At 63.9% G+C, this 14,806-nt stretch carries 16 protein-coding genes; 2 read left to right on the top strand and 14 right to left on the bottom strand.

What is annotated here, in order from left to right:
- Positions 1–118: 118 nt before the first annotated feature.
- The 3 genes from truB to ACIG5F_RS26740 form a co-directional block, all read right to left on the bottom strand.
- On the bottom strand, positions 119–970 hold the full coding sequence (gene truB, locus ACIG5F_RS26750) for a tRNA pseudouridine(55) synthase TruB (RefSeq protein WP_396522066.1): 852 nt from the start codon (positions 968–970) through the stop codon (positions 119–121).
- Positions 971–1,082: 112 nt separating this feature from the next.
- Positions 1,083–2,408, bottom strand: coding sequence for a nitrate/nitrite transporter (locus tag ACIG5F_RS26745; RefSeq protein ID WP_396521954.1), 1,326 nt, complete (start codon positions 2,406–2,408; stop codon positions 1,083–1,085).
- 91 nt (positions 2,409–2,499) lie between these two features.
- Positions 2,500–3,798, bottom strand: coding sequence for an MATE family efflux transporter (locus ACIG5F_RS26740; protein WP_396521952.1), 1,299 nt, complete (start codon positions 3,796–3,798; stop codon positions 2,500–2,502).
- 80 nt (positions 3,799–3,878) lie between these two features.
- Here ACIG5F_RS26740 and ACIG5F_RS26735 point away from each other — a divergent pair, with 80 nt between their 5' ends.
- Both ACIG5F_RS26735 and ACIG5F_RS26730 read left to right on the top strand, forming a co-directional pair.
- On the top strand, positions 3,879–4,742 hold the full coding sequence (locus ACIG5F_RS26735; RefSeq protein ID WP_396521950.1) for an aminoglycoside phosphotransferase family protein: 864 nt from the start codon (positions 3,879–3,881) through the stop codon (positions 4,740–4,742).
- On the top strand, positions 4,739–5,179 hold the full coding sequence (locus ACIG5F_RS26730) for a GNAT family N-acetyltransferase (RefSeq protein WP_396521948.1): 441 nt from the start codon (positions 4,739–4,741) through the stop codon (positions 5,177–5,179). The genes ACIG5F_RS26735 and ACIG5F_RS26730 overlap by 4 nt, the downstream gene beginning before the upstream one ends.
- Here ACIG5F_RS26730 and ACIG5F_RS26725 read toward each other — a convergent pair.
- From ACIG5F_RS26725 to ACIG5F_RS26675, 11 genes are all read right to left on the bottom strand, one after another.
- Positions 5,176–6,237 carry a chitinase gene (locus ACIG5F_RS26725; RefSeq protein ID WP_396521946.1) on the bottom strand — a complete coding sequence of 354 codons (1,062 nt, stop codon included), beginning with the start codon at positions 6,235–6,237 and terminating at the stop codon, positions 5,176–5,178. The genes ACIG5F_RS26730 and ACIG5F_RS26725 overlap by 4 nt on opposite strands.
- Before the next feature lie 153 nt (positions 6,238–6,390).
- The gene (locus tag ACIG5F_RS26720) at positions 6,391–6,888 is read right to left on the bottom strand and encodes an SUKH-3 domain-containing protein (RefSeq protein WP_396521944.1); all 498 of its coding nucleotides are present in this window, start codon (positions 6,886–6,888) and stop codon (positions 6,391–6,393) included.
- A 584-nt stretch (positions 6,889–7,472) separates the two neighbouring features.
- Positions 7,473–7,994, bottom strand: a complete 522-nt coding sequence (locus tag ACIG5F_RS26715; protein ID WP_396521942.1) for an SMI1/KNR4 family protein — start codon at positions 7,992–7,994, stop codon at positions 7,473–7,475.
- Positions 7,995–7,996: 2 nt separating this feature from the next.
- Complete coding sequence (locus ACIG5F_RS26710) at positions 7,997–9,751, bottom strand: DNA/RNA non-specific endonuclease (RefSeq protein ID WP_396521940.1); 1,755 nt, start codon at positions 9,749–9,751, stop codon at positions 7,997–7,999.
- Between the two features lie 472 nt (positions 9,752–10,223).
- Entirely contained in the window at positions 10,224–10,583 is a 360-nt protein-coding gene (locus ACIG5F_RS26705) for a hypothetical protein (protein WP_396521938.1), read from the bottom strand.
- Positions 10,584–10,594: 11 nt separating this feature from the next.
- Complete coding sequence (locus ACIG5F_RS26700; RefSeq protein ID WP_396521936.1) at positions 10,595–11,317, bottom strand: polymorphic toxin-type HINT domain-containing protein; 723 nt, start codon at positions 11,315–11,317, stop codon at positions 10,595–10,597.
- 89 nt (positions 11,318–11,406) lie between these two features.
- Positions 11,407–11,772, bottom strand: a complete 366-nt coding sequence (locus ACIG5F_RS26695) for a hypothetical protein (RefSeq protein WP_396521934.1) — start codon at positions 11,770–11,772, stop codon at positions 11,407–11,409.
- Between the two features lie 104 nt (positions 11,773–11,876).
- Complete coding sequence (locus ACIG5F_RS26690; protein ID WP_396521932.1) at positions 11,877–12,590, bottom strand: polymorphic toxin-type HINT domain-containing protein; 714 nt, start codon at positions 12,588–12,590, stop codon at positions 11,877–11,879.
- 204 nt (positions 12,591–12,794) lie between these two features.
- Complete coding sequence (locus tag ACIG5F_RS26685) at positions 12,795–13,241, bottom strand: DUF4265 domain-containing protein (protein ID WP_396521930.1); 447 nt, start codon at positions 13,239–13,241, stop codon at positions 12,795–12,797.
- Positions 13,242–13,492: 251 nt separating this feature from the next.
- On the bottom strand, positions 13,493–14,110 hold the full coding sequence (locus ACIG5F_RS26680; protein ID WP_396521928.1) for a polymorphic toxin-type HINT domain-containing protein: 618 nt from the start codon (positions 14,108–14,110) through the stop codon (positions 13,493–13,495).
- Positions 14,111–14,306: 196 nt separating this feature from the next.
- Positions 14,307–14,804, bottom strand: coding sequence for a hypothetical protein (locus tag ACIG5F_RS26675; RefSeq protein WP_396521926.1), 498 nt, complete (start codon positions 14,802–14,804; stop codon positions 14,307–14,309).
- Between the last annotated feature and the right edge of the window lie 2 nt (positions 14,805–14,806).

Raw genomic sequence — 14,806 nt, 5'->3', positions numbered from 1 at the left:
CATGGGCTGCAGGGGGGTGAGCCTACCCTGGGCCCGGGCCCGGCCGCGGGACCCCCGTGTGTTGGTATGGCGGCTTTCCTCCACTGGGTGTGGTGTAAAGCCGCCTTCCCAGCGTTCGTCAGTCGACGGCCAGAACCACCAAGGGCTTGGCCACACCGTCGGTGTCCACGGCCAGGGCCAGCGCGCGGCCGTCCGGTCCGAACACGCCGTACGGGCCCTCGATGCCGGCGGCCGGCAGGCGGCGGCCGTGCGACAGCGCGGCGGCCGAGGGCAGGTCGATGTCGTGCCGGGGGAAGGCGGTGTTCACGGCGTCGGCGAGGTCCAGCGACAGCGCCGGCTCCTCCTCCAGCTGCTCCAGGGTCCGGGCGGTGCGCAGGTCGAACGGGCCGACCCGGGTGCGGCGCAGCGCCACCAGGTGCCCGCCGACGCCGAGGCGCTGCCCCAGGTCCCGGGCCAGCGCCCGCACGTAGGTGCCCGAGGAGCACTCGACCATGACGTCCAGCTCGGTGGCGGTCTCGTCGCGGCGGACCAGCAGCAGGTCGAACCGGCTGACGGTGACCGGCCGGGCGGCCAGCTCGACCTCCTCGCCGGCCCGCACCCGGGCGTAGGCCCGCTTGCCGTCCACCTTGACCGCGCTGACCGAGCTGGGCACCTGCTGGATGTCGCCGGTCAGCTCGGCGATGCCGTCGCGCACCTCGGCCTCGTCGACCTGGGACCCGTCGGCCTCGAAGGTGATCTCGCCCTGGGCGTCGTCGGTGGTGGTGGCCGCGCCCAGCCGGATCGTGGCCAGGTAGGCCTTGGTGTCCATGGCCAGGTGCCCGAGCAGCTTGGTGGCCCGCTCGACGCCGAGCACCAGCACGCCGGTGGCCATCGGGTCCAGCGTGCCGGCGTGGCCGACCTTGCGGGTGCCCAGGATGCGCCGGGCCCGGGCCACGACGTCGTGCGAGGTCAGCCCGGCGGGCTTGTCCACGACGACGAGGCCGGCGTTGGCGGTCGTGCCGAGCGTGCGCTGGCGGTTCTGCGGGCGGCGATGGCGAAGCGGTTGTGACACAGCGAAATATTGTGTCACGCCCAGACAGTCCTCACGCTGCCGCGGGCTCGATGACGTCGTCCCACCGCCGGCGGCGCAGCTGCACCGGGACCTCCTCGCCGCGGGCGGCGGCGTGCAGCACGATGGCGCGGGCCCGCCGCCACCAGATCGCCATCCGCCAGGTGCCCACCGCCTGCACCGCCAGGATCGCCACGAACGCGACCCGGAACGCGTTCTGCGCACCGAGGCCGTCGGCCAGGCCGAGCAGCACGCCCACCGCCAACGCGGCGATGGTGGTGGCGACGAAGCCGCCCACGTTGACCACGCCGGTCGCGGTGCTGACGATCCGGTTCGGGGTGTAGTCCTTGGCCAGCGCGAAACCGACCGAGGAGGCCGGGCCGCCGATGGCGAGCAGCACGAAGGTGATCACCAGCAGCCACAACGGGATCCGGCCCGGCAGGGCCAGCAGCACGGCCCACAGCGCACCGGAGGTGACCAGGTACGCGGCGGCCAGCGGGACCCGGAGCTCGGGGTTGCGGCTGATCAGCGTGCCGACGAGCGGGCTGAGGATCAGGCCGCCGATGACCAGCAGGCTCAGCAGCGAGCCGGCGGTCTCCGGGGACAGCCCCTGGGCCTGCACCAGGTACGGCACGCCCCACAGCAGACCGAGGGTGGTCGGCGCGACCATCGTGCTGAAGTGCACCCAGAACCCGAGGCGGGTGCCGGGAGTCCGCCACGAGCTGGCGATGCTGCGCACGACCTCACGCGGCGTGGTGCGTTCGACCACCGGCGCGGGCACGCCGCGGGGCAGGTCGCGCAGCCGGGTGCCGGCGATCATGGCGTAGGCCGCGGTGGCGGCGCCGGCGACCAGGAAGGTCAGCGTCCAGCCGGCGTTGTGCAGGGCGAGGGTCAGCGGCACGGTGGCGGCGAGGTTGCCGGCCGAGCCGATCATGGCCGACAGCGACATGACCACGGCGTACTGGCGGGCCGGGAAATGCCCGCCGATCAGCCGCAGGACGCTGATCCAGGTCATGGCGTCGCCGAGGCCGAGCACGCCCCGGGCCAGCAGGCCCAGCGGGTAGCTGTCGGCCAGCGCGAACAGGACCTGGCCCAGGCCCATGAACACGGCGGCGGCGGTGAGCAGCTTGCGCGGGCCGAAGCGGTCCACCAGCAGGCCGGTCGGCACCTGCATGGCGGCGTACACGAAGACCTGGAGCACGGTGAACGTGCTGAGCGCGGCGGGGCCGACGCCGAACCGGTCGGCGGCGGCCAGGCCGGCCACGCCGAGCGAGGACCGGTGGAAGACGGCGAAGAGGTAGACGACGACGGCGGTGATCCAGACCACCCAGGCTTGACGGGTGGCGCGCGAGGCCGGCACGGCTGTCCTTCCGGGGATGCAGAGGTAGGAGGTTCACACCTTTAATCCGCACGCGCGGGCCCGTTGTTAACCGCTTCAGACGTGCAGTCCGTCACACACCGGTGACGGCCCAGCGCCCCGATTTCGTGCGCAGCACGACAGCGATCAGCCGCAGCACCATGAAGGTCGACAAACCGGTCCAAATGCCCAGCAGTCCCCAGTGGAAGACCAGCGACAGCCACACCAGCGGCACGAAGCCGACCAGCGCGGTGACCAGCGTCGCCGTGCGCAGGAAGGCGGCGTCGCCGGCCCCGAGCAGCACACCGTCCAGGGCGAACACCACGCCGGCGATCGGTTGCAGCAGCACGAAAAGCCACCAGGCGTGCGGGATCTCCGCCAGCACCCCGGGAGCTGAGGTGAACAGTTGCGGAAGGACGTTGTACAGCGCCGCGAACACCACCGACAGCGCCGCGCCGAACACCAGGCCGTAGCGGGTCACCTGCCAGGCCAAGGACTTCGCCTCGTCGTCCCGGCCCGCGCCCAGCGCCGCCCCGACCAGCGACTGCGCGGCGATGGCCAGCGAATCCAGCACCAGGGCGAGGAAGTTCCACAGCTGCAACACGATCTGGTGCGCGCCGACCGCGTCGGCCGAGGTGCGCGAGGCCACCGACAGCGCGGAGATGAACGACAGCTGGAACGCCAGCGTGCGGATCACCAGGTCGCGGCCCAGGCCCAGCTGGGCCTTGATCAGTTTCGGCGCCGGCTTCAGCGGCGCCTTCTCCTTGACCAGCGCCGAGACGAACAGCGTGGCCGCCACCGTTTGCGCAAACACGTTGGCCACGGCCGAACCCTCAAGGCCCCAGCCGAGGCCGTAGACCAGGATCGGGTTCAGCACCACCGAAAGGCCGTTGCCCAGCAAGACGTACACCAGCGGGCGCCTGGTGTCCTGGACCCCGCGCATCCAGCCGTTGCCGGCCATCGTGATCAGCACCATCGGCGCGCCGAACAGGGCGATGCGCAGCCAGCTCACGCCGGCGTCGGCGATGGGTCCCTTGCCCGCCAACAGTTCCGCCACCGGCGTGGCCAGCAGCTGGCCCAGGATCAGCACCGCCAGGCCGACGCCGACCGCCAGCCACGTCGCTTGCACGCCTTCCTCGACCGCGTCCTTGCGACGGCCGGCGCCGTGCAGGCGGGCGGTGCGTGATGTGGTGCCGTAGGAGAGGAAGGTCAGCGCGCTGGAGACCTGGGAGAACAGGAGGCCGCCCAGGGCCAGGCCGGCCAGCGGCAGCGCGCCGAGGTGGCCCACCACCGCCGTGTCGACGAGCACGTACAGCGGTTCGGCGGCGAGGACACCCAAGGCAGGAACCGCCAGGGCGAACACCTGTCTCGCCGAACCCGCACGCACCGTCACGTGGCTAATGTGCACCGAGCGGTCCTCGGGACGCGAATTATGTGATGGCACTTACGGATGCGTTGTCCCAGTATGTGGCCATGCGGATGCACGCCGACGAGATCGACACCGACCCCGAGCTGGTGCGGCGGCTGCTGGCCGCCCAGTTTCCGCAGTGGGCCGATCTTGCGATCGAGCGCGTCGATTCCGCCGGCACCGACAACGCCATGTACCGACTCGGGCCGTCGTTGGCCGTTCGGCTGCCGCGGCTGCCCCGGGCCGAGGACAACGTGCACCGCGAGCAGCGCTGGCTCCCGTTCCTGGCCTCGCAGCTGCCGGTCGCGGTGCCCGAGCCGGTCGGGCGGGGCGTGCCGGGAGAGGGCTTTCCGCTGCCCTGGACGGTGTGCCGGTGGCTCCCTGGCGTCAATCCCGTGACCGGCTCCGAGGCGCTGGCTCTCGACCTCGCCGACTTCATCCGGGCCCTGCGCAAGATCGACCCTGCTGACGGCCCCCGGCAGGGGCGCGGCGTGCCGCTCGGCAGCCCGGGCCGCGATTCCGCGACCCGGGAGGCCATTTCCCAGCTGCACGACGACATCGACACCTCGCGGGCGTTGGCGCTGTGGGAGCGGGCCATCCGGCTGCCTTCGACGCGCGGTGTCTTCTGGTCGCACGGGGACCTCTCCCCCGGCAACGTCCTCGTCCGGGACGGCCGCCTGGCTGCCGTGATCGACTTCGGCGGCGTGGGCGTCGGCGATCCCACCGTCGACCTTGTCGTGGCGTGGAATCTCCTGCCGGCCGCTGCCCGCTCGGCGTTCCGCGCCGCCCTCGACGTCGACGACGACACCTGGGAGCGCGGGCAGGCGTGGGCCATGTCCATCGCCCTGATCCAGCTGCCGTACTACCGGGACACCAATCCCGCCTTGGTGGCCCTGTCCCGGCATGTTCTGGCGGAGGTGTTGGCGTGAGCCGGCTTTCGCTTGTTCCGGTGAGCATGGACGACCTGGACGAGTTCCTGTCCCTGCACGCCGCGACGGAGTCGCGGTCGGTCGAGGCGCTCACCCAGCTGCTGCGGGACTTCTGCGCCGTCTGGGAGCGTGGCGAGCACGGCTACTGGAAGATCATGCTCGGCTCCCGGGTCGCCGGATTCGGCGGCGTGAAGCCGAAAACCTGGCGTGGCCAACAGGTGTGGAACCTGTACTACCGGGTCTGGCCGGACCTCCAAGGCCAGGGCATCGCCACCGAGATGGCCCGCGAGGCCATCGCCGTCGCGGCCTTGCGGCATCCCGACTGGCCCGTGCTGGTCGAGACCCGGCCCGACAACATCGCCGCGATCAAGGTCGCCCTCGGCGTCGGGATGACCAGGCACCCCGACGCCGACGGCTGGGCCGTGCTCCTTCGCTAGCGGCCTTCCAGCGACTTCACGTTGGTGCCGAAGGTCCAGCCCTTCGAGCCGTCCCAGTTCGCCGACCACGTCATCAGGCCCTTGATGCCGCTGACGCTTCGATAGGCCTGGGAGACCAGGCTGGTCGACATGTAGCCGCCGCCCGCGCCGGACTGGGCCGGCAAGCCCGGGACCTGCTTGTCGTAGGGGACCTTGATCGTCGTGCCCTGGACGACCAGGCCGTTGTTCAGGCACTGGGTCTGCACCGTGAAGCCCTGGACCGTGCCGGCCTGGTAGGAGTCGCCCGAGCAGCCGTACATGCTGCCGTTGTAGTACTGCATGTTCAGCCACCACAGCCGGCCGTTGTCCGCGTACTTCTTGATGATGGGCAGGTAGGCGCCCCAGATCGAGCCGTAGGTGATGCTGCCGCCGGTGACGTAGGCCGTCTCCGGGGCCATGGTGAGGCCGAAGTTCGAGGGCATCTGGGCCAGCACGCCGTCGATGATCCGGATCAGGTTGGACTGCGAGGCCGACAGCGTCTTGATGTTGCCGCTGTTGGTCAGGCCCGTCTCGATGTCGATGTCGATGCCGTCGAAGTTGTAGGTCTTGAGGATCGGCACGATCGTGCTGACGAACTTGTCGGCGACCGTCGACGAGCTCAGGTCGATGCCCGCCGCCGCCCCGCCGATCGACAGCAGCAGCGTCGCCCCCGCCGCCTTCGCCGCGCAGTTGTCCGCCGGCGTCCCCACCTTCACGCCCGCGTCCATGCCGTCCTGCCACAACGCCGTGCCGTCCGACCGGATCACCGGGAACGCCTCGCTGATCACGTTGTAGCCGTGCTGCGCGATCCTGCTGTCCGTCACCGGGATCCAGCCCAGCCCCGGGTGCACCCCGTTGGCCGCGCCGTCCCAGTTCTCCCAGTAGCCCTGCAGCACCTTGCCCGCGGGCCTCGACTTCACCGCACACGTGTCCGCCTGCGGCGACGCAGGTGTCGCCTGGGCGTCCGCCAGACCCACCGCCGGCACGGCAAGCGCGGCGGCCAGCATCACCGTCAGGGTCCGCGACATCCGACCGAACATGGCCAGCTCCCATCGTCGAAGTGGCTGGCGGCCGGTCCCCCGACGATACCGTCCAGGAGCCAGGTGGTCTAGACCAGATCCGGACATTCACCCCTCGATCTCAGGAGCACACCCCATCGACCCAGTCAATTCATGCGCCAGGAATTGCCGGGTTCATTGCCGCGGCCAAGGCTTAACTCCAGGAGTTAGCGTTTCTAGACAAGTCAATGGGCGATGAGCCATGAGCGCAAACTCGATCGCCTCCTCTACAGAAGGACCCACATCCCAAATCCAGTCCATTCCGGTCGCCACAGTCCAACCACTATTTTCCACAAAAAGGCTCGAATAGCTTAGCCACTCACCAAAAGGGAACCAGTTTCCCCCCAATTCGGCAGTCAGTTGCCGCGCAAGCTCGAAATGACCAGATCCCGCGAGTATCGGATCGACATTCAAGGGTTCATCGTTGCTGAAATTTGGACCGGTAACATTCACAGGCTCAACCAAAATTCCACCGAAAGAGCGAAGAGCGCGGTCAACAACGACATCGATCTCGTACCCCTGAGCTGCAAGCTCGCTTACCCAACCATCAATGTCAATCTGCCGATCCGCCGACCAGCCGGCAGACTCCAGCGCAGTTCTCACACTTTCAGAAAACCCTCTCACTTCAACCATTATTACCACCCCAAGAAATCTTCAGCAAGTTGAGAATTCGCTGACATCTTCCACATGGAGACGCAGGCGTTCCCTGCTCAGCCGCGCGTGAAGACATCGGGTTTCGCACGTTCACCGTACGCATTGTACCGCCGCTGATCGCGGACGGTCCTTCGCTTTGCATAGCCTGAATCAAGCAACCTACCTCCGCACAGCCTCCATGATGGCCAGCCTCGGCGATAGCCTGCCCCAGCTCTGAACCATCGGAAACATCAGAAGCGGCTTTGACGGCGGACTGACCGCGGAGACAGCTTGATGGACCGCGGTGGCGACCTTGCGACAGGCGGTTTGCACAACACGGACGGCTTGGAAGACGAGCTGCGCAACGTGAACGGCGATGGAGTGGGCAACGGCATGGCGACAACGTCGAAACCTCTGGTGTTGGATGTCGAGTTGCCGTTGAGGTAGTACCCGTAACCGATGGAGACGACCGTAACCCCGTGCAAGGCCTTCAAAGTCCCAGAGGTCCGCACGTCACCGGTGCCGTACATAATCCGACTAACCCGGTCCATAACTTCGTATCGATAGGAAACGAAAAAATCGGACTAGTACGGTGAAAACCTAGGATCAACAGAAGGAAAGCTTGCCGGAAAGATACTTGTCCTTATTTCACCAGATAGAACATCGGTCAGAAATTGCGTCAAGCCACCCTCAAACTGCCCCCAATCATCCCCACGCGCCTCATTTACAACAACAGGCCAAAGATCAGGATTTTCCACAGGCCGTCGACGCAGGTAGATTATATCGCCATTGTCTGTACGTCCAACCGAGATTATCTCCGCTGGTGGCCGCAAGTCGTACGGCACCACCTCTCCTTCTTGCACGAGATAGTTCAAAGCCCACAGCGAGTCGGACACCTGCTTTTCAAGGTCAATCGATTCGGTCGGACACTCCGGCTGAAATATGTGGATAAATTCATCAAAAACGCCAGGGCCGTAGCGCTCGACGAGTTCCTTATAGTCGACCGGAAGCTCGAAACCCAATCGGCCTTCAACACCGCGCCAGTCTACGACAGTCTCCGACCCCCGCGGCGGCGCCGCAACAAGTTCAGTCAGATCCTCAAGCAATTTTATCGCCCCGCCAGGTTGAGTACGCAGACCAGTAAACAAAATCCCTGATTCCCATACGCCTCCATCTGGACACCAACCGGCACCTCCGCATCCCCACTATAGACCGGCGTCGAGGTAAGTTGCACCACCTCGCCAGCATCAACCGCTGATCTGATACGGCCTTCAAATCCTCGCATGACGGGTGTGTTCGCCGGGATGTGGGTCAGCGTCACCAGATTCTCGGGAACATCACCCGATCCACCAAGTTGGTTTCCAATCAGGTGACCCCGAGCTTGGTTTCCAATCGGCCTCCCTCCGGTAAACCCGGGCGGGCGAATCGAGTTGTTAGCCTTAGTTCCCGCCTTGATCATACTCGCATCAATAGAGGCAGCAGCACCGGTTGGTCGCCCCGCGTCGTCCAACCCGCGATAGCGAATACCGCCGCCAGCTCCATAAGAATCCGCGGTCGCAGAGGAACCATCAGTTCCACAATTATGGACGAGGATTGCTGTGTTGCCCGCGTCCACGTAATACGTGTGGAGGCCGTCGATAGTGAGGTCGTAGGTGGTTTCGGTCTGGTGGTAGGCCAGGATCGAGGTGACTTCGGCGGCGGTGCCGTCCGCGGCTTGGAGCTGGTCTCCGGGGTGGAGGTCGACAGCGTCGACGAACGCGGCCTGGGTGATGTCGTAGAACGGGTGGTGGAAGGTTGTCGTGAGCGAGGACGTATCCGCCGACGCGGTAGCGGCGGAGCCCAAGGCTGCTGCTGCGGCTACCGTCAGTCCAGCTGCGGCCTTACCGATCTTGATGGCCAGCTTCTTGACCGTCAGCTTGACGAAGTCGTGATCGGTCTGCGTGACGATCACCTTTTGAACAGTGTGCGTCTGAAGTGTGGCGTCGCCAGGAACGGCGTCAGCGACCTTGTCACCGACCTGCACTTGGCTGATGGGCTTGCTGGCACCATCGCCCATCAGCACCTTGGTGCTCGGGACGAAGCTGTGGCAGGTGTCGCTCTTGCCCAACGCTTCACCGCCCGCACCGGCAATGCCGCCGATGAGGCCGCCCCAGAGGGCACCGGAGCCGACGGCGGACGCGGCGCCGGAAAGCGAACAACCGTCCTGAGACGAACCACATGAGAGGCCGTAGCCGACGGCAGAGGTCACGGCGCCGGATCCGGCACCGGCCCCTAGGCCGACCAGTGCGCTGGCGGCGATCTTGGGCATCACGTCTTCAAGGGCGGTGGCGACAAGCTTGCCGCCCAAGGGACCGGCCAACGCACCACCAAGAACCCCACCCAAAGCGCCCAAGCCGACGGCCTCGACCGCGCCCCCAACCGAACACGTGTGTGACTGGGAGCAGTCCATCGCGTACGACACCGCATTGCCTGCAGCGCCTCCCAGCGCGGCGCACGCGATAACAGCGGTACCACCAGTCGCCGCGGTGCAGGCCAGGCCGACGCCGATGCCAACGGCGATGCCGGCAATAGCGGAAGCGTGGTTCTTGACGAAGGTCGCGGCGGTGGCAACCGCCTTCTTTCCGGCATCCACCACCGCGTTAGCAGCGGAAGCGACGGCGTTGCCGGCGGCATTGACGGCGGACTTGACGGTGGAGACAGCTTGATGGACCGCAGTGGCGACCTTGTGATACGCGGTCTGCACGACGTGCACGGCCGCGTGATAGACGACACGAGCGACACGGACGACGCGTTGCACCACACGAGCGGCGGCACGGGCGACCGCATGGTAGGCGTCCACGACAGCGTGCACGACGGTCTGCACGGCATGCACCACGGGCTGCACAACATGAACGGCGACGTAGTGAGTGACGGCATGCACGACATGACTGACAGCATGGAAAGCGCTGGACACGAAGTCGGAGAACCAGCCATGACCGGACGGATCGGTACGGGTCAGAGGGTCATCGTCGACATAGGCGAAGGGTTGATGGTCAGCCCTTCAGCGATACCCTCGTTCAGCCAGGTGGTCTTGATCAGATCCGGACAATGGGCACGACCATCTTAGGACGCCCGGGACGGCTGCGAGTCCGCCCACTCCCAAAGCAGGCTCCCGGCCGCCCGCTCACGGAGCAGGAACTCACCGATCGAGGCGGACACATGGCCAGGCGTGGTGTCGGATCGGAGTGGATTATACAGATCGGCTCCAAATTCACAGAAAACACCTGTCAAGATACACAGGCAAGGGCGCACACCATCGACACCCAGTTGAAATGCACCCAACAACGCTCGCCAACTCAGCTTGGATCCAGAGCATTCTCATCGAACCACACATCCTCATGGTCAGGAGCTATCAGAAAGCGCCAACCCGAAGGAAGCCCGAGATACTCCTCCACTTCCGGACGAGCATCAATCAGATGACCGACATGCAAAGGAATAAAGAAGGAGGGGTCCTCCGAGAGCACCTGACCAGACCAGATATACCAACCACTCGCACCCCCTTCCTCGCGAACGCGAACCCCGTTGAGCGGCCACCCTCCAGTCAATGTCGCCCGCGACACGCCAAGCTTGCCACCACGCGTAACGAAAGCGGGAACAACCCCCATCCGCGCGCACAGCGCAGCCTGACTGCCGTTCGGCGATTTTTTCTTAAACATACCCACCTCGGTTAATCGATAAACCCAAATGCTCTTGCGGCCCGCCTGGCATACTGAGCCATCCTACTCCCCTGATCACCCGAACAGGCTCTACATTGAGGCTGAACAGCGTCGAGAGACTTAGCCTTGGTCAGGTTGATCTTAAAGTTATTATACCATTCCACGACAAGCGGAACGATGTGATCCGCATGCATTGCATTCACCGGATCAACCGAATTGCAGTCGACACAGGGCTTTCCTTGAACCGAATCGCGTTGCGCCTTTGTAGGAGTTCCAGCTGGGCGTTCGTACAGTCCAGGGCTTCCATCACCGTAATAGGTGTCGCCGTCGCCGCCGGCCGAGCACGAGTACCGCGTGTTGACATTGTGAACGAGAATGGATGTATCGCCGGCCTCGACGTAATACGTGTGGAGGCCGTTGATGGTGAGGTCGTAAGTGGTCTCGGTCTGGTGGTAGGCGCGGACCGAGGTGACTTCGGCGGGGGTGCCGTCGGCGGTTTGGAGGCGGTCGCCGGGGTGGAGGTCGACGGCGTCGACGAAGGCGGACTGGGTGACGTCGTAGAACGGGTGGTGGTAGGTCGTGGTGAGGGTGGAGGTGTCGGCGGACGCGGGGGTGGCGGCGGTGACCAGCGCGGCGGCGGCCAGGGCGAGGCCGGCGGCGGCCTTGCCCAATGTGGTGGACAGCTTCTTGACGGTCAGGTCCACGAAGTCCCGGTCGGTCTGGGTGACGATCACCTTCTGCACGGTATGCGACTGACGGCGGAGCTGACGATCACGGCAGCAGCCAAGGAGGGGTCGCCTCCTCCAAAAAAAGTCGGCAAGCTTCACGAAGTCAGCGACACAAAGAAGCTGTTCTTTGTGATGCGCGGATATTCTTCAGCTAGCCACTCGGTCACTTTTATAACAAACCCGCCAGTGGCAGCCATCAGTTCAGAAAGCCCACAAGAAAGGCTCGCTTTAACATGCGGTTCACGTATCTCAACAAAGCCTTCTTTGTGCACAAAGGAGACTACTGTGGGATTTTCTGTGAATCCCACAGACACCTTCCCATTTTCGACAATCGAGTCGGCAAGGAACTTCATCGAGCTAGCAATGTCAAGCAAGGGAACACTACCCCAGAACTTTCCGACATCAACTTCATCGACAACAAATTCGATACGGCTCCAAAAGTACTCGTACCTGAGGTCCATGCCCGAAACCGTCGCCAAGTCCACTTGACGATCCAACTTCCACAAGGGTGACACAATCCTATCAAGCGGCAGGACCTCAAAGTCAATCGCTATCAATTCTACTCCTAGATCGGATGCGCCGTACGCAACGTCCCATCAGGGTTCACAATAACACGAATCGCCGTTGCATCCGCGCCGCCATCATTCACACTCAGCTTTCCGATTGTCCGACCAAAGTCCCACTCATAGATAGTCCCATCACGAGCTTCGCCGGTGACCGGGTCGGGCGTGTTCTGCTGGGGCCTGCCACGCTGGACGGTCTCACGAAGTAGGCTCTTGACATCTTTGGCCTTGCCATTGAAAACCCCTTTCGAATCATCCACACCAACACCACCGGGACGGTGGAAATCAGTAACGTGCTGCCAACTATCATCCGTGATCGTCAGACCACAGTTATGCACCAGCACCGGCGTAAGGCCAGCCGCCACATAGTAGGTGTGGAGGCCGTCGATGGTGAGGTCGTAGGTGGTTTGGGTCTGGTGATAGGCCCGGATGGAGGTGACTTCGGCGGTGGTGCCGTCGGCGGTTTGCAGTTGGTCACCGACACGCAGGTCGACGGCGTCGACGAAGGCGGACTGGGTGACGTCGTAGAACGGGTGGTGGTAGGTGGTGGTGAGGGTGGAGGTGTCGGCGGACGCGGGAGCGGCGGAGGCGGGAGCGGCGGCGGTGACCAACGCAGCGGCGGCCAGGGCGAGGCCGGCGGCGGCCTTGCCCAATGTGGTGGACAGCTTCTTGACGGTCGGGTCCACGAAGTCCCGGTCGGTCTGGGCGATGATCACCTTCTGCACAGTGTGCGTCTGCAGTGTGGCATCGCCGGGAACCGAACTGGCGACCGGCCGCCGATCTTCATTTACCCTATCGACCTAGCTAAACAATGCGGAGCACCAGTGAAGAACTGTACACGAAGACTCGATCGACAACCTCCCGCCAGATCCGCGCCTGACACCTCGATTCAAACCTCCAATCATCGCACTTGCGATTAACTACCACCAATTGAGCGGCGTAACCCCATCGTTTTCATCATACACATTTCCAAAGTACCATTGAATACGCGGATCCTTCGATGACAATGAGTTCAATAGAGCTTCCACAGCGGGAAAACCTGCCGCCACAGGAATAGTGTAAACTGTCAGATTCCTCTCCCCTCCGTCGTGCCTACCACCCAGCTCGTGCACGTCGTTTTTGATAGACAGGGCAACATCCCGTGGGCCATAGATCTGAATGGCAAGATTCCCTCCGCGAGAGTGGACGGAAAAGCTGGACTTCTCCTTGTCAATAGCGATGCAGTCGCCCGCAGCAACACCCAGAACCAGCCCGGGCGTGCAGTCAAGACGATAATTTCCATCAGGAAGTTCAGTGACCAGCACCTCCTCGTAAGCAATCTCGCCCGTCGTCTTCACACCGGCAGCCAATCTAACGCTCATGCTCATCAATAAGATCCTTTGTATCTTCCGTACGGCGCGCCACAACCGCCATGTTCAGCACACGATCTTCCCACTTTAGGGGCACCACCATTGTTTGCGCTCAGATTACATGCCGCCCCTTAAGGCAGATGTTGTCCGGATCGAGATTGCCGCCGCGCGACGTAGGAACATTCCGGTGACCAGGTGCATATCATCAGCATTAGGCGATGTCTCTCCACAACGCCAGCACTGACACGGTCCGTCACCGGCCTGATCAATCAACTCCTGACTGTAGCAGCCTGACCCACACGCGAGCCTCCTGTAGGTCCTCCTGAGCTGTTCGCGATCTGCTGCGGAGTCGAACCTTCGCCATCGCTCAACACAAAAAGCGGAAGCTGGCACGCAACGTCGGGATCGGCGTTCGCATTATGGACGAGTACAGCTGTGTCCCCGGCCTCGACGTAGTAGGTGTGGAGGCCGTTGATGGTGAGGTCGTAGGTGACCTCGGTCTGGTGATACGCCCGGATCGAGGTGACTTCGGCGGGGGCGCCGTCGGCGGTTTGGAGGCGGTCGCCGGGGTGGAGGTCGACGGCGTCGACGAAGGCGGCTTGGGTGAGGTCGTAGAAGGGGTGGCGGAAGGTCGCGGCCAGCGTGGAGGTGTCGGCGGACGCGGGGGCGGCGAAGCTGAGAATCGCAGAGGCGGCCAGGCCGGCGGCGGCCTTGCCTAGCGCGGTGGACAGCTTCTTGACGGTCAGGTCCACGAAGTCCCGGTCGGTCTGGGTGACGATGACCTTCTGCACGGTGTGCGTCTGCAGTGTGGCATCACCGGGAACGGAGTTGGCGACCTGGTCACCGACACGGACCTGACTGATGGGCTTGCTGGAGCCGTCAGCCATCAGAACGCCAGTGGAACCGACGAAGCTGTGCGTTGCACAGCCCGTGCTCCGATCTTCCTACCTGACCGCCGAAGGCTTATACGCCAATGCCGCTTCCGTGCCAGCACCGGACTCCGATTCCACTGCGGCAACGCCAGATTCACCCTACCCAAGGGCACCGCTCCCGACGCCAGCCAACCCAAAGAATTGCCAAACCTCAGTTTCCCCAGCTTGACCATCTTTCAAGAGGGTCAACAGAAGAAAGAGAGGGAACAGCGACAGAAACCGCAAATGAGAGTCTGTTGACAAACCTAGACAGCATACCCCGAAAATCTTCGACAACACACTCTTCCGTCAACCAAAGAGGCTTCCACTTTCCAAACGAACTACACTTCAAGACCACCCGATCACCGCTATAGTCGATCATCACCGTCCTCTGAATTCCTTGCTCGTAGAAGTCTAGTTCGGCCTCCAACCTAGACTGAAGGCTATCTATCACAGCGGGCAACTGTGGGATGATAGTTGCCAAGTCGTACCGCACATCAACAGGCCATCGCCTATCACCAAATCCGCCCACAAAGAATCTTACGCCGGCTTCATCAAGAAGTTCACACAAAGGCAATGCCAGATCGTCCAGGTCTTCCCAGGGTTCAAGCAGCCTAGGTTCGAACGAACTTTCGACTTTCGATGTATCGATCCCCATCTCGAACGACATCG

Source organism: Kutzneria sp. NPDC052558 (assembly GCF_044547355.1).
In the GTDB taxonomy this organism is placed as follows: Bacteria; Actinomycetota; Actinomycetes; order Mycobacteriales; family Pseudonocardiaceae; genus Kutzneria.
The sequence above is the reverse complement of the archived record's forward strand: the minus strand, read 5'-3'. Positions and strand labels throughout refer to the sequence as shown.

Coding starts and splice junctions, on each gene's coding strand:
- ACIG5F_RS26685 (WP_396521930.1), bottom strand. CDS start 13,241: ATGAGCATGAGCGTTAGATTGGCTGCCGGTGTGAAGACGACGGGCGAG.
- ACIG5F_RS26720 (WP_396521944.1), bottom strand. CDS start 6,888: ATGGTTGAAGTGAGAGGGTTTTCTGAAAGTGTGAGAACTGCGCTGGAG.
- ACIG5F_RS26735 (WP_396521950.1), top strand. CDS start 3,879: ATGCGGATGCACGCCGACGAGATCGACACCGACCCCGAGCTGGTGCGG.
- ACIG5F_RS26695 (WP_396521934.1), bottom strand. CDS start 11,772: ATGGACCTCAGGTACGAGTACTTTTGGAGCCGTATCGAATTTGTTGTC.
- ACIG5F_RS26725 (WP_396521946.1), bottom strand. CDS start 6,237: ATGTTCGGTCGGATGTCGCGGACCCTGACGGTGATGCTGGCCGCCGCG.
- ACIG5F_RS26675 (WP_396521926.1), bottom strand. CDS start 14,804: ATGTCGTTCGAGATGGGGATCGATACATCGAAAGTCGAAAGTTCGTTC.
- ACIG5F_RS26705 (WP_396521938.1), bottom strand. CDS start 10,583: ATGTTTAAGAAAAAATCGCCGAACGGCAGTCAGGCTGCGCTGTGCGCG.
- ACIG5F_RS26680 (WP_396521928.1), bottom strand. CDS start 14,110: ATGGCTGACGGCTCCAGCAAGCCCATCAGTCAGGTCCGTGTCGGTGAC.